This window comes from Ferranicluibacter rubi, assembly GCF_011603255.1.
In the GTDB taxonomy this organism is placed as follows: domain Bacteria; phylum Pseudomonadota; class Alphaproteobacteria; order Rhizobiales; family Rhizobiaceae; genus Ferranicluibacter; species Ferranicluibacter rubi.
This window is the reverse complement of sequence record NZ_JAANCM010000010.1, coordinates 73,313-91,982: the sequence shown is the minus strand read 5'-3', so window position 1 is coordinate 91,982 and position 18,670 is coordinate 73,313. Positions and strand designations below refer to the sequence as shown.

Below are 18,670 nucleotides of genomic sequence, written 5' to 3'. Positions count from 1 at the left end.
CAGAGAGGGAGCCAAGTGATGACATCACATCACAGCACGGAAAGTCTTTACCTCGCCGCCCGACAGGAATGGACGGAGCGGTACGGCTCCTACATCCAGGCGGCGCGCGTGTGGCGGATCGTCGGGATTCTCGGGCTCTCGATGGCCGTAATCGGCTTCAGCTATGCAATGTATCTCAGCACTCAGGTCAGGCTGGTGCCCTACATCGTCGAAGTTGATAAACTCGGCAATTCCGTCACGGTCGGCTTCCCACAGCAGATCGATTATGCCGATCCCCGCGTCGTGCGCGCGACGCTCGGCAATTTTGTCACGAGTTTCCGCTCGATTACGCCGGATGCCGTGGTGCAAAAACAGTATATAGATCGGACCTACGCGCTGCTGCGAACCTCTGATCCGTCAACCCAGAAGGTCAACGCCTGGTTTCGAGGAAATTCACCGTTCGAAAAGGCGAAGACATCGACGGTTTCTATCGAGGTCAACAACATTGTGGCGCTTTCCAACCAGACCTACCAGATCGACTGGACCGAGTATGAGCGCGACCGGAAGGGGAAGGAGACCGGCACGCGCCGGTTCCGCGGGATCGCGACGGTGACACTGACCGCACCACAGGACGAGGCCATCATCCGGCTCAATCCGATCGGTCTCTACGTCCAGGATTTCGATTGGACCGCACAGCTTTAAGCGCAGGGGAGTTTCATGCAACGAACAGGAATGATCGCGGCCGTCGGCTGCATGGCCGGACTTTTAGCTACGGGCGGCGCCTCTGCGCAATCCTTGACATCGAACGAGGTCAAGGGAACCAAGATCTCCAGCAAGTGGCGGGGAACACCCGGCCTGGTCACAACCGGTCCCGATGGCAAGGTCATCTTCCTGTTCGGAGAAACCCAGCCATCCGTCGTGTGCTCGCCGCTCCAGGTGTGTGACATCGAATTGCAGGGTGGAGAGATCGTCCGCGACGTTCTGGTCGGCGACACCGTGCGTTGGAAGGTGGAGCCTGCGACCTCTGGCGCGACCGGAGGCCAAGCGATCCATCTGATCGTCAAACCATCCGAGGCCGGGCTTGTTACCTCGATGGTCGTAACGACGTCTCGGCGGACCTACCACATCCAGCTCAAGTCCCATCCAAGCCAGTACATGGCCCGTGTCGGCTTCGAATATGTTGAAGATGTCTCCACCAAGCTCGCGGACATCAACGCCCGAATCGAGGCGGTTGGCATCCCTGGTGCTGCTCCTGACAAACTCAACTTTTCCTACTCGGTCACCGGAAGCGCTGCCTGGAAACCGAAGCGCATCTACTCGGACGGAGACAAGACATACATCCAGTTTCCGAAATCGATCTCGGGGCAGGACGCGCCCGTCCTCTTTGTGGTCAGCGGCGGCCAGAACCGAATCGTCAACTATCGCATGAAGAACGACATGATGATCGTCGACTATGCGGTCGATAAGGCGATCGTTGTTTCGGGCGTCGGATGGCGGCAACAGAAAATTACCATTCGGCGGGGAGGGTAAGCCATGCACAGGCTCCTCATTGCCCTTTTCACGGCACTGTCTCTCGCCGGCTGCCAAACTGCCGACGAGACGCTCACCACAAACTCAGATCCTATCACTATCACCGGAGCAACGGCCGGCGCGATCGCTGGTGATATGGCAAGCAGGCTCGCCGAGCAGATTGGTCTAGCCGGCTCAACGGTCATCAAGATGGACAAAGACACCTCAGAATACGCCGCAGCGCTCGAGGGGGCGTTAAAAGGGTGGGGCTACACCGTGATCGTCGACGGAAAGACCGCCGAGAATCAGAAGCCGGTGGAGCTCGCCTGGTCGGTCGACAGCTTCGACGGCCAGGTTCTGGCGCGTCTGACAACGCCATCGATCGCGCTTGCCCGCGCTTATGCGCCGTCCGCCGCTGGTGCCACACCCGCAAGTCCGTTGTCGATCATTCACAGAGACTGAGAGGCGATCGTGGTTCAATCTTTACAGCTGGGTAGCGCCGGCAATTCCGACGATCAGCAGGGTATGCGCCGGCTCAACCGGCTCCCAATCATCGTCACGATCGGCATGACCCTACTTTTCCTGGGCGTCGTGGTCGTCGGTCTCTCGTGGCGCGGCCTATCCTTCCATCGGAGCGGTGCGTTGGAGAGCGCATCGAATTCGCCGGCGACCACATTCGGGGACCAGTTAAAGCGGGGTATTTCGGATGGGATCATTGGGGAACCTGAACACCAAGAGATCTTTCAGCCCACGCCTGTCGTTGTCGAAAAGGAGCGAATTAGCGACCCGGTCGTAGAGCGGCAACCGGAGATCAGAAACGACCGTCGGAAGAGCCTCGAGTCCGAAGAAGACTGGAAGGCACGGCTAAAGCGGGAGCAGGACGAGCAGTCGATCCGGGAAGCGCAGCGCCAGAGGATGGCGCGGCTGCAGGCGCGCGCAACGGCACTGGACTCTCCGCTGAAAGTCGATGTGTCCGATCTCGAGAAAGCAAAAGAAGACACGGACAACGGGCACCAGCCCTCGACCAATTCGGCGAACAGCGCTTCTGACCTGTATGCTGCCGCCCTGAAATCCGGTGTCATGGGTCAGAATGCCGATCAGAACGGGCAGACCACCAAAGAAGAATTCTTTAACCAGGACATCAAGGATCTCGGATACCTGCCCAACAAGGTGGTGCCGCAAATATCACCGTTTGAACTAAAACGCGGCTCCGTCATCCCGGCGACACTGATCACTGGACTGAACTCCGACCTGCCCGGCAGGATCACCGCACAGATCAGTCATAATATCTATGACAGCGCCACGGGGTATCGTCTGCTGATCCCGCAAGGCGCAAAACTGTTCGGCCGCTATGACTCCAAGGTTGCCTTCGGCCAAGAGCGTGTTCTTGTCGTCTGGACCGACCTGATCTTTCCGAACGGTGCGACGCTCCAGATCGGCGGCATGGCCGGCACGGACGCGGAAGGCTATGGCGGCCTCAGGGACAACGTCGATCGGCATTTCTGGCGCACGTTCGGCTCAGCCGCACTCGTTGCGCTCTTTGGCACGGGCATCGACATGTCGATGCCGGAAAGCTCGACGCTCGTAACTCAGGATACGGCATCGGATGCCGCACGCCGGAACTTTGCAGAAAGCTTCGGTCGGGTTGCCGAGCAGACAATATCCAAAAACCTGAATGTCCAGCCGACGATCAATATCCGGCCCGGATACACGTTTAATGTGCTCGTCGATCAGGATATCGTATTTCCATCGGCATATCGCGAAAACTGACTGCCGTGTAGACGGCCTTTGCCGACATTTTCTTGGCGAGACGGCACGGTTTAAGAGCGTCATTGGAAAGCCATTCTCCTGCAATCTGATATTTTAGATTGAGGACACTTGAACCTTCCCTCGACCAGGATATTGCTGACTCTGAGGATTCCGGGCTGGTCTTGCGCAGCGAAGACACCTGCGACAGCCGTTTCTGAACAGACAACCGCAAGAGTCGCGTTGTCATCCGATGTCCAATCGTCTGCTGGCTTCTATGAGGCCATGGCGCAAAGGTATTGCAAGTCGACTTGCCGGCATTCCCGAACAGCCGGGCCAAAAGATAGGAGAACTGTCCTTGGACGGAACCGTTCGCTCACTCATTGACATGCTGGAAGCAGCCCAAGACGAGGACATGATCAAGGCTGCGCTCAAAAGTTTTGCGCAGGCTTACGGTTATGATCGTTTCGCTTACCTTCAAACGGAGGGTCCGGAAATTCGGACATTCAACAGCTACCCTGAGCCTTGGGAGGGCATTTACCTCACGAGCCATTATTCCCGCATCGACCCTGTAGTGACGGAAGCAAAGCGCAGACGGGATATCTTCTCCTGGACCGCAGACAACTGGCCGGCCCGTGGCGCCTCGGATCTTCGTCGCTTCCGCGACGAGGCTGTTGAACACGGCATTTGCTCCGGGGTCACCATTCCCGTCGAAGGCAGTTTCGGCTCCACCATGATGCTGACTTTTGCATCGTCCGAGCGAACGTTGGATGTGCCGCCCGCCCTCGACTCCAAAACTGCTCTTCAGGTCGTCTTGGCTGTCCACTATCGCCTAAAGATGATCGCGGCATCGACGGCAATCTCGCCAAAGCGCATGCTGTCGCCGCGCGAGACGCTCTGCGTATTGTGGGCTACGAAAGGAAAGGGCGCGCATGAGACGGCCGTTCTCACCGGGATAAACGCAAGGACGGTTCAGCATTATCTCGATAGAGCACGCGAAAAGTTTGATGCGAGAACGATCCCCCAGTTGGTGTTCATGGCGAAAGAGCGCGGGCTACTCTGACTCTGCGCCGTCGTCACCGATCGGCACCTCGGGAACGTAGCCGAGAGCGTCAATGATCTCGGAGAGTTCCTGCTGCTGCGCCTCTGACGTCTTCTGCCGTGCGAGGTACTCGTCTTGAAGAGACTGCAGCACGGAGGCGGGCACTGTAGGGTCGTCATTCGCGCGCGTCCACTCGTCGTAGACGACTTCGTCTGCCGCAAGAAGGCGGCGATGCTCTTGAATCGCAGCGATTGCAAGCGGCTCCAGTTCCGACGTCCGCATCGAACGATACTGGGGTGTGATCTTCTGTTTGTCGGTATCGAAGGGGCCACTCAAAGTCATTCCTCCACTTAGCCATCATCCCACAGCCTGTGGGCGCCTTACATGATTTACGCCGTCACTGCACGACCTTCGTTGACGCGCGACCGTTTCCTTGGATCCGCGTCGTCGTAAACGATTTCATGCGTATGCTGATATCATGTGCTGCAACGAATCGGAACGATCGTTCCTAGAGCTATTGTTCCGATTCTGGCTCCGCTACGTCATGGATCTCAAGGAGACCATGGCGATCAATCTGCGCCGGATCCGTCATGAGATGAACCTGACGCAGGAAGAATTGGCAGACCTCGCAGGGCTAAGCGCTCGCCATATCGGGGCGATCGAACGCGCCGATAAATCAGCCACCGTTACCGTGCTCGGGCAAATCTCCAGTGCGCTCGGTGTTGAGCCGGCCGAGCTCCTGACCAAACCGAGCTGACGCCGCAGCATTCGTCTTTGTGTTTCAGAAACGGCTTCTATCACCGACGGACGTCGAGACACTTTACGGCACGGACGATGTGGGTTATATGTTCTCTCCAAGGAGAACAATTATGGTTGGTACCGCGCGCGCGTACACCCCGGCTGAAGCAGCAGCTGTCAGCGAAGTTGCGGTCAAGTCGGTGCACAACGCCATCGACAAACGCATCATTGCCACGCCTCCTGTCGGCCGTGACGGTCGAACGCTTAACGATCAGGATTTGCTACAGTTGAAGCTATGGTATGGCGTCGGATCAATTCTCTCTGCCGAGCGGCGCAAACGTCTGTTCGATACGATCGATCAGAATCCCGAGGCTGATACTGTCAGGGCGGACGATTTTCTGATTATCGACGTTGCGCGGGCAAGAGAGCAACTCGCGGCCCGCGCTGAAGCGCTCAGAGAAGCCGAGCAGATGATACAGAGTGTCAAGGGCGTGATGGGTGGTGAACCTGTCTTCAACAAGACGCGGGTCCCCGTTCGAACGATCGCTGCCATGAAAGCCCAAGGCGCCAGCACGCTGGAAATCGTCGAAGGTTATCCCTCGCTCACGGCCCGTATGATCGATCTTGCGGAAATCTGGGCTGCGGCGCACCCAGCCCGAGGACGGCCGCGCAAGCTTTCCGAGTTGGGTTTGAAGGTTAAATCCACGACGCGTTTGCCTCTTCGTCAGGTAAAAGCCACCGAACCCTCCGGCGCAAATTCGTGAAATTTCTGATCGATGATTGCCTTCATACGTCGCTCGTGGCGGTGGCAGGCGATTACGGCCACGATTGTTTCCATGTCAACTGGCTTGGATTGAGCGGAGAAGCGGACTGGGATCTTATGCCTCGGATCGTTGAGGAGGACTTTACGTTCATCACGAACAATGCCCGTGATTTCCGCAAGCTCTACGCCAAGGAACACCTGCATGTAGGTCTTGTCATCATCGTGCCGCAGGTTGTTCCAGAACTTCAACGGCAGCTATTCGCCCTCACATTGCAGGATCTGGTTGAGCACGGGGAAATCGTCAATGAAGTGATCGAAGTCAGCCTCGATGGAAACGAGGCTGTCCTCACCCGCTATTCTCTCCCCAGCGAATGAGTCTTTGGCGCTTCACTCTCCGCCAATCCTCGAGAGGTCTATGCGCATTCCGGCGGCTTCCAAGCTTATATCCTTTGAGGGTTCTGCATCCGCTTGCAATGGCGCCTCCGCGTCCACCTTCTTAATTGCATCGTGTTCAAACGGCACGACTTGATTTGCGATCGCCCCACCGGGGTCTTCTGCTTGGAACACCGCAACGCCCTCGAACTCCCCGGTTTTCCAGGCATAGACGGCATCCTCGAAGATCTGCGGAAAGACCTCATCACTTTTGGGATTTCCGTACCACTTGGCGACAAGACCGAGGACCTTGGCAAACATGCGGGTCCCGATGCGGAGGTTCTCGCAGGGATCGACAAGATCGACCTTTAGCTCGGAGGCATCATTGACGCCGACACCTGCCGGAAACTGTGTCAGGCCGACCCGGACCACGGCCCGGCCGACATTCTCGCGGATAACAACCAGCGCCTCGTCCGCAGTTTTCGGCACAGGGACCAGAAACGCGCGACTGCCGGATTTGACGGTAACAGTCAGCGGATCAGGTGCGCCGGCCGCGTCGATGAACTGCTCCACGACCGCAGGTTTTAACGAGGGGTCTGCGCATTCTTGGATCAGGGCAGCGTCCAACATAGAGGCTCCGGAAATCTACGTGTTGAAGGAAACGACGAGGGGTTTGGCAAAAAGGCGTGCCCAAGCCGCGAAGCTCGCGCGCTGGATATCGACGATGGATGTACCCGCCGTCCACCAGCCATTGCCCACGGCCAGAATGATGTCGGGGTCGTGCAGCATCGATTGCAGCACCGGCCAGACGATCAGTTGCTCGTAGCAGATCAGTGGGGCAACCCGTCTTTCACCCAGTTCGACGATGGGATTGGCAAAAAAGTCGGCCCGAGCTCCACCGCTCTGGCCGAGCCATGCCCGCCATGGCTGCCACATGGATCCGGGCACCGGCATGCGCTGCCGATAGAGGACCTTGCCGCCCCAATCGGAGATCGCGACCAGGACGTTGTCGTAACCGTCCTCGATGATCACGGTGGCCCCGACGATTGCAGTTGCCGGTGTGCCGTTCAGACCCTGAACCCACTGCCGCTTGACCGTCGGCGTCCAAACGCCCAGCGCACTTTCTGGGAGGGCCACGAAGGTTGCTTCGTCGGAAGCGGCGCCCCGTACGATCTGGATCAGGTCTCGATGACGTTGAAGCCCGGTTTCGCGCCCAAGCGATGAACCCAGATGAAGATCGACACCGCGCCATCGGCCCAGTAGAGTTGGATCGGTCCAGGTCGCGGCGGACCAAAGCCAGACGCTCACAAGCGCCATGGCGACAGCTGGCCATACTCGGGTTACGAGGCCGATCAGGCCGGCTGTCATCACCGCGATCCCCCACCATCCCCATCCAGAGAAGAGAATTCCGGCAGCCGTGACCGGATGCGCCCAGCCGGTAATCCCGAACGGAGGAACCGCCATAAGCACGCAAGCAATGAAATAGCAGAACGGCTGCGCCCGCGCATTGGCAGTCCACAGGACAGTATGCACCACAACGAAGCTCAACGATGCGCAAAGCCAGAGCAATAGACCCGGCCAGAGATCGGACTGATAGAAGGCGGCGACGCCCTGCGGCAAGCCTCTCGATGCCGCAAGGAAGTATCCGGCTGCAATCAGTGCTGCGATCTTTCTGCTTGTGGCCATCGACCACAAAACCGGAAACAGGAGCGAAACCGGAAGAAGCAAAACGACACCGCTCCATGCGATCCATCCGGTTGCGACGGACAGGCCGACAAGCACCGCCGGCCGGGCGCGTTCATGGCGCATAGGTCCATACCTCCTGGGCCTGTCCGAGAATACCGGACGTGGGGATCGGACCGAAGTACCGAGAATCGAACGAACCGATGAACGTCGAATGGACAAAGACATGCCCAGTCTGGATGACGCCGCCGTTGAAGCGCGCCAAGGGACGACCCTTGCCATCGACCATCGAGACGCTGGACCGTGGCACGGCGTGGCGCGCGATCCGGACATCGGCACCAACCTCGACGTCCTGTCCTGCGACGCCGGCGATCGTCTTGATGAGAGGTGCATAGCCAGCCGGGCAACGACCGCGTCGCAGATATCCACGCTCGCGCGCCTCGCGCATTGTCGCAGTCACCGGTGGGCAGATGAAGACGACATCACCGACCACGGCGGGCCGATCCAGCGGAACGATATGCCAGAGACCGAGCGGCTCGCTCGGTGTGAGATTGATGCGAAATCCGCCGATCCATCCCAATGTAAAAGCCGAGAGCGCACAGATGCCGGCAGTCACGACAATGGCCGCCGCCTTTAGCCGGTGGGATCGATTTCCCGTTCGATTCCAACCGAGGGCGCTCATTTCAGAGACAGCCCTTTGACCTGGTTCTGGCGGAGGACCTGCCCCTGGCTGATGTTCTCCGTCGCACGCTCATGCGCCGCCAGTAGCTGGATGGTGCGCATCGCTTTCCACGACGATTGTACCTGCGCTGTCTGGCTTGCCGACATGCCCAGTGTGATCGACGTGAACGCTTCTCCAGTCGGCTCCCTGGCGGCAATACCAAGGAAGGCACGTTCGCCAAAACGGTCGCTCACGGCCTTGGCGAAGCCCTCCAATTCCGCCTTTACCATTTTGTCGGAGAGCGCAAATTCGAGACCTGCGGGAAGGTCGTTGCGGTCGATCGCATCCCGGACCCGCTCGAGGGTGTGTTTGGCGGATGCAGAGAGTGCCGGAATGTTGACCGACACCTTGAGACGGACCGCGCGTTCCTCGGTCTCGTGCTTGCGTTCCGCTTCCGCCCGTGTTTGCAGGTAACGCTCGATGTTTCGGGAAAGGGCTGGCGCGTTGACCAGCGCCGTATCGCGCTCCTGCTTCTCCGCACGCCCGGCGAGGAGACCGGTCTTACCCTTCAGCGCACCAAAGCTCTCCGGTCGACTGGTAATCCTAGCCAGCGTCGATGTCGCAGCGTTTTTGTCTCTCAGCATGGCCTCGACATTGATCGCCTTGACGGCACTCTCCGGATTTGCATAGACGAGATGGAACCGGGTCGTGACGTCCTGCCATTGCTTCTTCAAACCGGGATCAGCGGCAAGCCGGTCATCGACGGTCTGCTCCAGCGATTTCTGGAATGTGGTGATGCCCGATACCATCGGTTTCGTCTCCATCATGGGGTTGGGGGTCGCGGGTTTGGTGGTGTGCTTGAACCCGATCTTCGCGCCGACCGCGGTGAGACGACTTGCAAGATCGACGAGCTTTTGCTTCTGCCGGATGGTCCACTCCAGACGATCTCGAACGATCGTGCGGGCGACATTGACGAGGTGGAGACCCCGCACGTCGGCGAACCGAAGGGCAGCGCGATAGAAGGCGCCCTTCTCGTAGTCGAGCGTCGTTTCCTTCGAATTCTTACGCGACAGAAGCGCGGTCAGCCCACCCGCCTTGGCGAAAGATCTGGCGCCGTAATAGACGGCGAGATCTTCGCGGTGCCGGGTCATCGCCACATAGGTCAGGTGCCGATCGAGCGACAGGGAAGCCAGCACCTTGACCCGGTCGACGGTTGCACCCTGACTCTTGTGGATGGTGGTGGCATAGCCGTGATCGACATTGTTATAGAACCGCTGTTCGACCGTGATCTGACGGCTCTGATCGCCATCGCCGATCTCGGCAACAATGCGACCAGGCACTGCCTCGACGACCTTGGCCAGCATGCCGTTCTTGACCCCGAGCGAACCCTCGTTCTTGAGGAAGACGATCTGGTCACCGGCAGCGAAATGACGATGGCCGTCTTCCGTCCTGAAGGCGTGACCATCCTCGATGATCCCGCGCTCGACAAGTTTCGCACGGGCGAGCGTGTTCAACATCCGGACGTCGCGGCGAAGATGCGCCAGGATCAATGACGTCCTCGCCGGATCGTGATCCCGGTTCCAGTCCGAGATGAGGTGGTCGACGGCTTCGGCCTTCAGGGTCGACCCCATCATCCGGTCATTGGCAGTGTACGAGGCAACCGCTTTGGCAATATTGCCACGAGCGAGATCGAGAGAGGCATCGCGCATCCACTGCGCGTTCTGGCGGTAGATGGTTTCGAGCTCAGCATAGCCGATACGATCGGCGATGGCGCGGAAGGCGGCACCCGCCTCGATCGGCTGCAACTGTTCGGGATCGCCGACCAGGACGAGCTTGGCGCCGCTGACCGTCACCGCCTCCACGAGAAGCGCCATCTGCTTCGACGACACCATGCCGGCCTCGTCCAGCACGAAGATCGTCTTGTCATCAAGCTGATTCCGGCCCTGTTCCCAACGGAGCTCCCACGAGGACAATGTGCGCGAGGCAATGCCCGCCTCTTTCTCCAGACCTTCGGCGGCTTTACCCGCCAAAGCGCCGCCGACGACGCGGTAGCCGGCTGCTTCCCAGGCTTCGCGCGCCGCCTTCATCATCGTCGTCTTGCCAGCACCTGCGCGGCCGATCACGGCAGTGATCCTCGCATCTCCCGCGACATGACGGATCGCGACCTTCTGCTCGTCCGACAGACGGGCGTGGCGTGCGAAGGTCGCCTCGAGCACGGCGCCTCGAACACCGTGCGAGGGCTTGGCGTCGAGCCAGATCGCGCGGTTCGCCATCTCGGCCTCGAGCCGGATCATGTCGCGCGTCGTATACCGCGCCGGCACCCACATGCCGGTTGCGAAATCGAGCCGCTCCCTGTCGAGCCGCAAGACGTCCGGGTCCTGCATGATGCGGGCCATCACGCTTTGGAACAGGCCCGCATCGTCGATATATCGATGCAGAACCTTGGCAACGTCCCTTGTGTCGAAGACGCTCTTCTCCCGCGTGATGAGGTCGAGCACGATCGACGGCTTGCGCTGGATCCGCCGCGCATTTTCCGAGCGCCGCTCTTCCTGCAGTTCGATCCGCTCCAGCGTTGACGACGGCATCGATGACGAATCGGAAGCCTGAGCAGTCTTGCGGTCGATCGCCGTTGCTCCGACACCGACATGGATGGTGGGTGTGAGTTCGATACCCTGCTTTTCAAAGGATCGCCCGTCGATGCGGATGTCGAGCCCGGCAAGAGCAAGATGCTTGTTCTGAACGGCAAACCAGCCGTCGCGGAGCGCGTTGAAATCGTCTGCACTCCCTGCCCAGAGCTCATAGACGATCTTCCCGGTGTCATTGCGCAGAGGCTTCCCGTCGGGGCCGAGGACGGCGACCTTCTTGGCCCCGAAACCGTCCTTGGTCAGCGGCCGCAGCGTCGTCATCAGATGGACATGCGGATTGCCGGGCGCGTCATGATAGACCCAGTCGGCAACCATCCCCCTGGACGTTATGTGCTCGGCGATAAAGTCGCGCATCAGCGCGATGTTCTGGGCGGCCGAGAGTTCGAGCGGCAGGGCGATGGTGACGTCCTTGGCGAGCTGCGCGTCCGAGCGCTTCTCGAAATTCTCGACCCTGTTCCAGAAGGCCTCAGACGCGCCGGCAACGGACCGGTCAGCGATCATCGAGCGCAGCCAGTCCGGCGCATCGTCCGGTATAACGAACTCCTCGTGGAGGAGCCCCTGCTTCCGGCTGTAGTCGATCGAGCGCGCCTCCCGCTCGAACTCCATCCTGGCGCAGTGCCGGTAGGCCGCCGACAGCACCGCGCTTCGGCCGGAGCCGCGGGTGACGATGCTAACTGAGAAATGTGGGACGGCCACGGCGGAATTCTTTCTAGGTGCGAACGAAATCAACAGCTTGTTCGCAAGGTCGGCCCCGCCAGGGCACTGAAAGCAGGGCGTCGCGACAGCGACGTATAATTGCGCCCTTGGAAGCCGTCCTTGCGAACGGCTGGGATCATTCACCAAAGCATCGCCCTTGGCGATTGTAGGATTCACAGTAGTGCTTTCCGCACTCCGCTCTGGGATTGTTGCCTCGAAAGCCACGCTTTCTCGGCAAGGAGACGATCGGAAATGAAGAAACCATCCTCGAAAATCCGCGAAGAAATCGCCAGGCTGCAGGATCAGTTGAAGCATGCGGAAACACGGGAAGCTGAGCGGATCGGACGCATCGCGCTCAAAGCAGGTCTTGGGGATTTTGAAATCGACGAAACGGAACTGCAGGCCGCGTTCGAAGAGTTAGCAAAACGATTTCGGGGAGGTGGAGGACCTGACAAGAGTGGTTCGACCGGGAAGGAGAGGGGAGGCGCAAGCACCACCTCTGCTGCGGAAACGGCACCGGTCTCGGCTGGTGCGGCTCAGGGCAGCGGTAACGAGGCTTGAGCGCATGAGCCGGAACGTCACATCGGAAGCACGCAAGAAGGACACGCGCGACAAGATCGCGCTCGGAGGTCTGATCGTCAAAGCTGGACTTCGCTACGAGAAGCGCGCGCTGTTGCTGGGCGCGCTCATCGACCTTGATCGCCGCCTCAAGTCTAATGACAACGAGCGGGCACGTCTGACGTCGATCGGCGCGGAGGCCTTCGGCAATGACGGGCAATAGGATCATACTGGTCATCATGCCGGTCGTGTTGATGCTCGTCATCACCCTGACCTTTACCGGGATGGAGACCTGGCTTGGTGGCTTCGGCAAGACGGAGGCAGCAAGGCTCACCCTTGGGCGGGCCGGCATCGCAGCGCCGTACGTCGCCGCTGCGGCCATTGGCGCGGTGTTTCTGTTTGCCTCAGCCGGATCGATGAACATCCGTTTCGCCGGATGGGGCGTCGTGGCCGGCTGTGTCGTGGTGATGCTGATAGCCGCGCTGCGTGAGGGAACTCGCCTTGCGGCTTTCGCTGGAAACCTGCCATCGGGCAAATCCGTTATCACCTACCTCGACCCCGCCGCGATGGTCGGCGCGGCCGCCGCGCTGATCGTTGGCTGCTTCGCGTTGCGTGTCGGTGCCATCGGCAACGCCGCCTTTGTACGGTCCGAGCCAAAGCGTATTCGGGGCAAACGCGCCATGCACGGCGAGGCCGACTGGATGAAACTGACCGATGCCGCAAAGCTGTTTTCCAACGCGGGCGGTATCGTCATCGGCGAGCGCTACCGTGTCGATCGGGACAGCACGGCTGCCGTGTCGTTTCGCGCTGATCGGCCCGAGACTTGGGGAACAGGCGGCAAGTCGCCGCTGCTGTGCTTCGATGGTTCATTCGGCTCGTCGCACGGGATCATCTTTGCAGGGTCCGGCGGTTACAAGACGACGTCGGTGACGATCCCGACCGCGCTCAAATGGGGAGGATCGCTCATCGTCCTCGATCCGTCGAACGAGGTCGCACCGATGGTCGCGGATCATCGCGGCAAGGCCGGACGGGATGTCCATATCCTCGATCCCAAAGTTCCTGGAACGGGGCTGAATGTGCTTGACTGGATCGGCCGGCACGGTGGCACCAAGGAGGAAGATATCGCCGCTGTCGCGTCCTGGATCATGAGCGACAGCGGCCGGGCAACCGGCGTGCGCGACGACTTCTTTCGGGCATCAGGCCTGCAGTTGCTCACCGCGATGATCGCCGATGTCTGCCTTTCCGGACATACGGAAGAAGAAGACCAGACGTTGCGTCAGGTCCGCCAAAACCTTGCAGAGCCGGAGCCAAAATTGCGCGAGCGGCTGGAGAAGATCTACGCCAATTCGAAGTCGGACTTCGTGAAGGAAAACGTCGCGGCCTTCGTCAACATGACGCCCGAAACCTTCTCAGGCGTCTATGCCAACGCCGTGAAGGAAACGCACTGGCTGTCTTATCCAAACTACGCAGCACTCGTGTCGGGATCGAGTTTTTCGACCGAAGATATCGCCAGCGGAACGGTCGATGTGTTCATCAACATCGACCTGAAGACGCTGGAGACCCATTCGGGGTTGGCGCGCGTCATCATCGGCTCATTTCTGAACGCGATCTACAACCGGGATGGAGCCATGAACGGGCGAGCGCTGTTCCTGCTCGATGAGGTCGCGCGGCTCGGTTACATGCGAATCCTCGAGACCGCGCGGGACGCCGGTCGCAAATACGGTATCACGCTGACGCTGATCTTCCAGTCGATCGGGCAGATGCGCGAAACCTATGGCGGCCGCGATGCGTCGAGCAAATGGTTCGAAAGCGTCAGTTGGATCAGCTTTTCGGCGATCAATGATCCAGAGACGGCCGATTACATTTCCCGGCGCTGCGGCATGACCACGGTCGAGATCGACCAGGTGAGCCGCAGTTTCCAGTTGAAGGGGTCCTCCCGAACGCGCTCAAAGCTGCTGGCGAGCCGGCCGCTGATCCAGCCGCATGAAGTCCTTCGCATGCGCGCCGACGAACAGATCGTCTTCACCGCAGGTAACGCGCCGCTCAGATGCGGCCGTGCTATCTGGTTTCGCCGTGACGACATGAAAAGCTGCGTCGGTCAGAACCGCTTCCATCGCGGGGCGACCACGCCGCCAACGAAAACAAAATGAAGTGGAGAATGACGTGACACAGAGGATCGGATGGCGGGAAGGCGTGAAAAATATCGGTGTGGCGATGTTGGTCGCAATCGTCGTCGAGGCGGCATCTGCAAGGTCGGGCGTCGATCTAGGCATTCCCGCTTCGACTGCGACGGCTTCTCCGCTTCCGCTCGACAGGTTGTCGGCACAGTTCTCCTTCTGCGGGAAGAGCCGTCGGGTGAACTGCGTTGTCGACGGCGATACGTTCTGGTTCCACGCCAAGAAGATCCGGATTGCCGATATTGACGCGCCCGAGCTCAGCCCGCCTCGATGCGAGATTGAGCGTGCAAAAGGGGAGGCGGCAAAGCGTCGGTTGCTTACGCTTCTCAACGGCGGAAAGTTTTCGATTGTCTCCGATGGTAGAGATGAGGACCGATACGGTCGAAAATTGAGAATTGTCACCAGGAATGGTCGTTCGATCGGTGCCCTTCTTGTGGAGGAGAACCTCGCGCGCAGATGGGATGGGGGACGGCGGCCATGGTGCAACTAGAACGCATTCGTTGACCCAGGCGACATTCCGGAAATTAAACTCCGTCCTGATATTGCTTGAGCCAGACGTCATCGATCCTGGCGACCGCGGTTGTATCTATTCCGCGAAAAAGGCCCGTCCGGCCATCGACCAAGCTTATGACTTTGACGAGGCGCGGCTTGCGTTTGAGCATCTGGCACGTGGTTCGACAAAGTCGTCATCAAGTGGCGGTTAGCAGCTTCAAAATCTGCAAAACGCTTAATGTGCCCACATAAGCGTTCTGCTTGGGGATGACCGGAGGCACGACCTCTCGGAGGAAACGGCGGGGTTCAGCGGATAAGTTGAGCGCCGACTATTTGCGAGAGGATCGTCACCCTACGGGGCGGAGACCGCGTGCGGGCTCCGGTCGCAGCGCGACTAGAGCCGTGCGCCATTGGTGCCTCGCCCAAATCGTTCTTCACGAAAATGAATCGGTCGCGATTGTTTGATTCACATATGTCGTTGGACGCGTCGAACTGGCTTGGCGATGATATCGGCATGATTTCCCAACCGTATCAGCTCTATGTCGAACGATCAGATCCCGCCAGGAACATGGCGCGGTATTATGCCATGGAGATTGAGCAGACGATGTTTGGCGAGGCCTGCCTGACCCGGCGATGGGGACGGATCGGAAAACGTGGCCAGGAGAAGCAGCATGTGTTCGAACGGGAGGAGGAAGCGGTTCGACTGTTTCTGGAACTTTTGAAACAAAAACGCGCTCGCGGCTATCGACCGCAAACCCTCCGATATCTGCGACGCTAACCCCAATCGCTTTCGGTCTCTTAGGTTCAGACAGAAAGGCGCCGACAAGGTTCTCCTGATGGCGCGTCACTCACGCCGGTTCCAGCCGGTCTCGAACGAAGCCTCGATCTCGAAGAAGAACGGGATTTTGACTGCGAGCTTCAGGCCGAATTTGCCCTTCCGGAAGAAGTGACAGATCACCTTGCCGAGCGTGCGAAGCTGGCGTCCGGTGGCTGCAAGAAATTGCGCGAGGCGTTGCATGGTGGTTTCTCCTTGTCGATTGCGGACATCGCGGGGATTGACCGCAGGCCGGGACAAGGAGGGGTGCATCGGTACGGCCGCAGCGAAGCGGAGGACTTATAGACACCTGAGTTTTGGTGCGCGAGGAGACGCGAAGGGGCGGGGAAAATTCTGATGGCGATGAGTTGCTGCCCGACGACCGGACTGCAATATCCCTGATGTCGATGGCCTCGCTCGACAAGGAGACGAGCTAACGCCTTGCATCTTCGTTTCGTTGGCCCCGACGTCCTTTCGGATGAGTGGTACCGCCCTTAGAAGGGCGGCTCGGCATCAACGCTTCCGTCCTGCTCCGCCGTGATGATTGCCAACTCGGCTTGAGCCAGGTCCAACTCGGTCTGGATCTCGCGGCGCTCCGCAGCGTCGCATGCGTTCTTCAACTCGGCCCGCAGTTCTTCGATGTGTTGTTCGATCGTCATCGTCTCATCTCCTTGAGTGTGTGAAAGACGATTTCGCGGGGCGAGACGGGATGGCGGGGTCAGGGATCGCAGATGCGACCGCCAGCGGCGGCGAGTGGGGGAGCCGATTTTGTTGCGTAGCGGCAAAATCGGGGGAACCGCTCGTCCTTGACGCGGTCATTTCGTCTCGGCACCCTCGCCCGATCTGAGCAGCTATCCCCCGTTTCCGTATGCCAAGAAAAAAAGCCGGAGGCGGGCTCGACGCCCGTCTCCGGCTTCACAATCTGGGGAGAAGGCCCCGCCGGCTAAGCGGAGCCTCGATGTCTCAGTCGCGGTTCTGGCGGGACCAGATCAGCTGGTAGCCATCCTCGCCTTCGACTTCGGTGAGGGTTGCGTAGATCGGCGCCGGGAAGCTCGGGTCGTCCAGCTTGACCGAGAGGTAGTCGCGGTCGTTCTCGGAGCGCTTCCGCCAGGCGGCGCCCAGTTCGACGGCGCCTGCGTAGATGCGGAACTGCGGGCCCTTGTCGGAGGGGTTCTCGACGCGGGCGATGCGGGCCTTGACGTTGAGGGCGAGGGTGCGGATCGAGCCTGTGAAGCCGGTCTCGGTGGAGGTGAAGGTGCCGATGGTCGCCATGGTGGTGTTCCTTTGCTTGTTCGGGCCGCGCCATTGCGGCCTCGATGGCAGTCGCAAAGACCGGGGACGATCGGACCGCACCCGCCGGGGTCCCCGTCGCGTATCACGCGATGGGGTGGCACAGGGCCGCAATGCAATGGAGGGCGGCCGGGAGAAACTTTGTTGTCGCGCGAGGAATGCGAACGCAGTTCGCAGGGGAAGAAAGTTGCGGACGGCCGTTGCGGAAAAACGATCGAGGCGCAGCCGCTCTCCGATCAGACATGCCCCATCGAGCCCGCAGATGGAGCGCTGGGAAACAGACGGGAAAGGAAGATGGCACGGCGTTCCTGCACAGTTGACGACTGCTTCGATACCGGTGCGCGGGCCGTCTCCTCTCACACCGGTTTCAAGTCAGGCCGTACCAGGTTCCACGACCGGCTCCGTGCAGGGTCAGGTGTCCCTCATCGGTCAATGCGCGCAGATGATCCTTGACGGTATTGCGGCTTGCGCCCGTTGCCTTGGCCGCGTCCATCACGGTCACACGTCCGCGCTCACGCGCCAGTTCCAGGATCGACACTGACAACTCCGGCAGATCGCCGAGCAGGATGCGCTCACGCTCCATCTTCCGCTCGAGGCGCTGCTTCTGACGCTGCAGGCTGCGCAGGAAGAACTCGACCCAGGGATTCCAGTCCTGCCGATCCGTGCGGATCGTGCCTTGCGTGCGGCGAAGTGCCAGATAATAGGCCTCCTTGTTCTGCTCGACAATGCTTTCGAGCGAGCTGTAGGGCACGTAGGCATAGCCGGCCCGAAGCAGCAGCAGGGTGGTGAGCGCGCGCGACAGGCGACCGTTCCCATCCTGAAACGGATGGATTTCCAGAAAGACTACGACGAAGACGGCGACGATCAGCAGGGGGTGGAAGGTCCCATCCTTCTCCTGGGCCTGCTGCCAGGCCACTAGCTCCGCCATGCGGCCGGGCGTATCGAACGGCGAGGCTGTTGCGAAGACGACGCCAAGGCTCGCACCGTTCTCGTCGAACGCCTCGACATTGTTGGAAAGCGTCTTCCAGTCCCCACGATGTCGCTCATCCTTGGTCGAATGCCCGAGCAGATCCCGATGAAGCTGGCGGATGTGGTTTTCGTTGAGAGGAATGGCGTCGAAGGCCGAGAAGATCGTCTCCATCACCTCGGCATAGCCTGCGACTTCCTGTTCGTCGCGACTGGAGAAAGAGCCGATCCGCAGGTTTACGAGCAGCCGTTCGACCTCGCGGTCACTCAGCTTGGCGCCCTCGATGCGGGTCGACGATCCGATGCTCTCAATCGTGGCAACCCGGCGCAGGCTCGACAGGCGGTCGGGCGCAATGCGGCCAAGGGCACGCCATGCGCCCTTGAACTCGTCAATCTCCGCGATGAGCGACAGGATCTCCGGCGTTATCCGCAAGGTCGAAAGATCGAGAGCCGGCATCCAATGTTCCATCCGTTTCCATCCGAAACGGTATGGCATAGCAGCATCCATTGTTCCATCCATTTTCATCCGATAGTGGGAT

At 59.9% G+C, this 18,670-nt stretch carries 22 protein-coding genes; 13 read left to right on the top strand and 9 right to left on the bottom strand.

Features of this window, described 5'->3' with window-relative positions; translation table 11 throughout:
* The first annotated feature begins 18 nt into the window (after window positions 1–18).
* The 5 genes from G8E10_RS18420 to G8E10_RS18400 all read left to right on the top strand — a co-directional run bounded on the left by G8E10_RS18420 (window position 19) and on the right by G8E10_RS18400 (window position 4,297).
* Window positions 19–681 (top strand): conjugal transfer protein TrbF, encoded by a 663-nt coding sequence (locus G8E10_RS18420; RefSeq protein ID WP_167130222.1) that lies wholly within the window; start codon window positions 19–21, stop codon window positions 679–681.
* Window positions 682–696: 15 nt separating this feature from the next.
* A complete protein-coding gene (gene trbG / locus G8E10_RS18415) occupies window positions 697–1,509 on the top strand; it encodes a P-type conjugative transfer protein TrbG (protein ID WP_167130221.1) in 813 nt (270 codons plus the stop codon).
* Between the two features lie 3 nt (window positions 1,510–1,512).
* Window positions 1,513–1,950, top strand: coding sequence for a conjugal transfer protein TrbH (gene trbH / locus G8E10_RS18410; RefSeq protein WP_167130220.1), 438 nt, complete (start codon window positions 1,513–1,515; stop codon window positions 1,948–1,950).
* A 9-nt stretch (window positions 1,951–1,959) separates the two neighbouring features.
* Window positions 1,960–3,258: an IncP-type conjugal transfer protein TrbI gene (gene trbI / locus G8E10_RS18405; protein ID WP_167130219.1), complete on the top strand. Its 1,299-nt coding sequence runs from the start codon at window positions 1,960–1,962 to the stop codon at window positions 3,256–3,258.
* 334 nt (window positions 3,259–3,592) lie between these two features.
* Window positions 3,593–4,297 carry an autoinducer binding domain-containing protein gene (locus G8E10_RS18400; RefSeq protein ID WP_165910822.1) on the top strand — a complete coding sequence of 235 codons (705 nt, stop codon included), beginning with the start codon at window positions 3,593–3,595 and terminating at the stop codon, window positions 4,295–4,297.
* On the opposite strand, the gene G8E10_RS18395 is transcribed toward G8E10_RS18400, so the two are convergent.
* Window positions 4,289–4,618, bottom strand: coding sequence for a transcriptional repressor TraM (locus tag G8E10_RS18395; protein WP_167130218.1), 330 nt, complete (start codon window positions 4,616–4,618; stop codon window positions 4,289–4,291). The genes G8E10_RS18400 and G8E10_RS18395 overlap by 9 nt on opposite strands.
* 202 nt (window positions 4,619–4,820) lie before the next feature.
* Between G8E10_RS18395 and G8E10_RS18390 the strand changes: the two genes are divergently transcribed.
* The 3 genes from G8E10_RS18390 (at window position 4,821) to G8E10_RS18380 (ending at window position 6,152) form a co-directional block, all read left to right on the top strand.
* Window positions 4,821–5,033 carry a helix-turn-helix domain-containing protein gene (locus tag G8E10_RS18390; RefSeq protein WP_110731019.1) on the top strand — a complete coding sequence of 71 codons (213 nt, stop codon included), beginning with the start codon at window positions 4,821–4,823 and terminating at the stop codon, window positions 5,031–5,033.
* Between the two features lie 112 nt (window positions 5,034–5,145).
* Window positions 5,146–5,778: a DUF433 domain-containing protein gene (locus tag G8E10_RS18385; RefSeq protein WP_110808296.1), complete on the top strand. Its 633-nt coding sequence runs from the start codon at window positions 5,146–5,148 to the stop codon at window positions 5,776–5,778.
* A complete protein-coding gene (locus tag G8E10_RS18380; protein WP_167130217.1) occupies window positions 5,775–6,152 on the top strand; it encodes a DUF5615 family PIN-like protein in 378 nt (125 codons plus the stop codon). Before G8E10_RS18385 ends, G8E10_RS18380 begins: the two co-directional genes overlap by 4 nt.
* A gap of 12 nt (window positions 6,153–6,164) precedes the next feature.
* Here the strand turns inward: G8E10_RS18380 and G8E10_RS18375 are convergent, their stop codons facing one another.
* Genes G8E10_RS18375 through traA form a run of 4 tightly spaced genes read right to left on the bottom strand, consistent with a single transcriptional unit; the run spans window position 6,165 to window position 11,834 of the window.
* A complete protein-coding gene (locus G8E10_RS18375) occupies window positions 6,165–6,779 on the bottom strand; it encodes a TraH family protein (RefSeq protein WP_167130216.1) in 615 nt (204 codons plus the stop codon).
* 15 nt (window positions 6,780–6,794) lie between these two features.
* Complete coding sequence (locus G8E10_RS18370; RefSeq protein WP_167130215.1) at window positions 6,795–7,958, bottom strand: conjugal transfer protein TraB; 1,164 nt, start codon at window positions 7,956–7,958, stop codon at window positions 6,795–6,797.
* A complete protein-coding gene (traF, locus tag G8E10_RS18365; protein ID WP_167130214.1) occupies window positions 7,948–8,514 on the bottom strand; it encodes a conjugative transfer signal peptidase TraF in 567 nt (188 codons plus the stop codon). The genes G8E10_RS18370 and traF overlap by 11 nt, the downstream gene beginning before the upstream one ends.
* A complete protein-coding gene (gene traA / locus G8E10_RS18360) occupies window positions 8,511–11,834 on the bottom strand; it encodes a Ti-type conjugative transfer relaxase TraA (RefSeq protein ID WP_167130213.1) in 3,324 nt (1,107 codons plus the stop codon). Before traA ends, traF begins: the two co-directional genes overlap by 4 nt.
* Window positions 11,835–12,086: 252 nt before the next feature.
* Here traA and traC point away from each other — a divergent pair, with 252 nt between their 5' ends.
* From traC to G8E10_RS18335, 5 genes are all read left to right on the top strand, one after another.
* Window positions 12,087–12,395: a conjugal transfer protein TraC gene (gene traC / locus G8E10_RS18355; RefSeq protein WP_110803011.1), complete on the top strand. Its 309-nt coding sequence runs from the start codon at window positions 12,087–12,089 to the stop codon at window positions 12,393–12,395.
* 4 nt (window positions 12,396–12,399) lie between these two features.
* Window positions 12,400–12,615 carry a type IV conjugative transfer system coupling protein TraD gene (gene traD / locus G8E10_RS18350; protein ID WP_167130212.1) on the top strand — a complete coding sequence of 72 codons (216 nt, stop codon included), beginning with the start codon at window positions 12,400–12,402 and terminating at the stop codon, window positions 12,613–12,615.
* A complete protein-coding gene (gene traG / locus G8E10_RS18345) occupies window positions 12,602–14,542 on the top strand; it encodes a Ti-type conjugative transfer system protein TraG (protein ID WP_167130211.1) in 1,941 nt (646 codons plus the stop codon). The genes traD and traG overlap by 14 nt, the downstream gene beginning before the upstream one ends.
* A 13-nt stretch (window positions 14,543–14,555) precedes the next feature.
* The gene (locus G8E10_RS18340; RefSeq protein ID WP_343289823.1) at window positions 14,556–15,059 is read left to right on the top strand and encodes a thermonuclease family protein; all 504 of its coding nucleotides are present in this window, start codon (window positions 14,556–14,558) and stop codon (window positions 15,057–15,059) included.
* Window positions 15,060–15,533: 474 nt separating this feature from the next.
* Entirely contained in the window at window positions 15,534–15,839 is a 306-nt protein-coding gene (locus G8E10_RS18335; RefSeq protein ID WP_245423331.1) for a WGR domain-containing protein, read from the top strand.
* Window positions 15,840–15,905: 66 nt separating this feature from the next.
* Here the strand turns inward: G8E10_RS18335 and G8E10_RS18330 are convergent, their stop codons facing one another.
* From G8E10_RS18330 to G8E10_RS18315, 4 genes are all read right to left on the bottom strand, one after another.
* On the bottom strand, window positions 15,906–16,079 hold the full coding sequence (locus G8E10_RS18330) for a hypothetical protein (RefSeq protein ID WP_165906879.1): 174 nt from the start codon (window positions 16,077–16,079) through the stop codon (window positions 15,906–15,908).
* 290 nt (window positions 16,080–16,369) lie between these two features.
* Complete coding sequence (locus tag G8E10_RS18325; protein ID WP_165906880.1) at window positions 16,370–16,534, bottom strand: hypothetical protein; 165 nt, start codon at window positions 16,532–16,534, stop codon at window positions 16,370–16,372.
* A gap of 304 nt (window positions 16,535–16,838) precedes the next feature.
* The gene (locus G8E10_RS18320) at window positions 16,839–17,147 is read right to left on the bottom strand and encodes a DUF736 domain-containing protein (RefSeq protein WP_167130210.1); all 309 of its coding nucleotides are present in this window, start codon (window positions 17,145–17,147) and stop codon (window positions 16,839–16,841) included.
* Window positions 17,148–17,532: 385 nt separating this feature from the next.
* The gene (locus tag G8E10_RS18315; RefSeq protein WP_110731022.1) at window positions 17,533–18,588 is read right to left on the bottom strand and encodes a Fic family protein; all 1,056 of its coding nucleotides are present in this window, start codon (window positions 18,586–18,588) and stop codon (window positions 17,533–17,535) included.
* Window positions 18,589–18,670: the final 82 nt, after the last annotated feature.

Coding starts and splice junctions, on each gene's coding strand:
- G8E10_RS18420 (WP_167130222.1), top strand. CDS start 19: ATGACATCACATCACAGCACGGAAAGTCTTTACCTCGCCGCCCGACAG.
- trbG (WP_167130221.1), top strand. CDS start 697: ATGCAACGAACAGGAATGATCGCGGCCGTCGGCTGCATGGCCGGACTT.
- trbH (WP_167130220.1), top strand. CDS start 1,513: ATGCACAGGCTCCTCATTGCCCTTTTCACGGCACTGTCTCTCGCCGGC.
- G8E10_RS18395 (WP_167130218.1), bottom strand. CDS start 4,618: ATGACTTTGAGTGGCCCCTTCGATACCGACAAACAGAAGATCACACCC.
- G8E10_RS18390 (WP_110731019.1), top strand. CDS start 4,821: ATGGATCTCAAGGAGACCATGGCGATCAATCTGCGCCGGATCCGTCAT.
- G8E10_RS18385 (WP_110808296.1), top strand. CDS start 5,146: ATGGTTGGTACCGCGCGCGCGTACACCCCGGCTGAAGCAGCAGCTGTC.
- G8E10_RS18375 (WP_167130216.1), bottom strand. CDS start 6,779: ATGTTGGACGCTGCCCTGATCCAAGAATGCGCAGACCCCTCGTTAAAA.
- G8E10_RS18370 (WP_167130215.1), bottom strand. CDS start 7,958: ATGCGCCATGAACGCGCCCGGCCGGCGGTGCTTGTCGGCCTGTCCGTC.
- traF (WP_167130214.1), bottom strand. CDS start 8,514: ATGAGCGCCCTCGGTTGGAATCGAACGGGAAATCGATCCCACCGGCTA.
- traC (WP_110803011.1), top strand. CDS start 12,087: ATGAAGAAACCATCCTCGAAAATCCGCGAAGAAATCGCCAGGCTGCAG.
- traD (WP_167130212.1), top strand. CDS start 12,400: ATGAGCCGGAACGTCACATCGGAAGCACGCAAGAAGGACACGCGCGAC.
- traG (WP_167130211.1), top strand. CDS start 12,602: ATGACGGGCAATAGGATCATACTGGTCATCATGCCGGTCGTGTTGATG.
- G8E10_RS18335 (WP_245423331.1), top strand. CDS start 15,534: ATGTCGTTGGACGCGTCGAACTGGCTTGGCGATGATATCGGCATGATT.
- G8E10_RS18330 (WP_165906879.1), bottom strand. CDS start 16,079: ATGCAACGCCTCGCGCAATTTCTTGCAGCCACCGGACGCCAGCTTCGC.
- G8E10_RS18325 (WP_165906880.1), bottom strand. CDS start 16,534: ATGACGATCGAACAACACATCGAAGAACTGCGGGCCGAGTTGAAGAAC.
- G8E10_RS18320 (WP_167130210.1), bottom strand. CDS start 17,147: ATGGCGACCATCGGCACCTTCACCTCCACCGAGACCGGCTTCACAGGC.
- G8E10_RS18315 (WP_110731022.1), bottom strand. CDS start 18,588: ATGCCGGCTCTCGATCTTTCGACCTTGCGGATAACGCCGGAGATCCTG.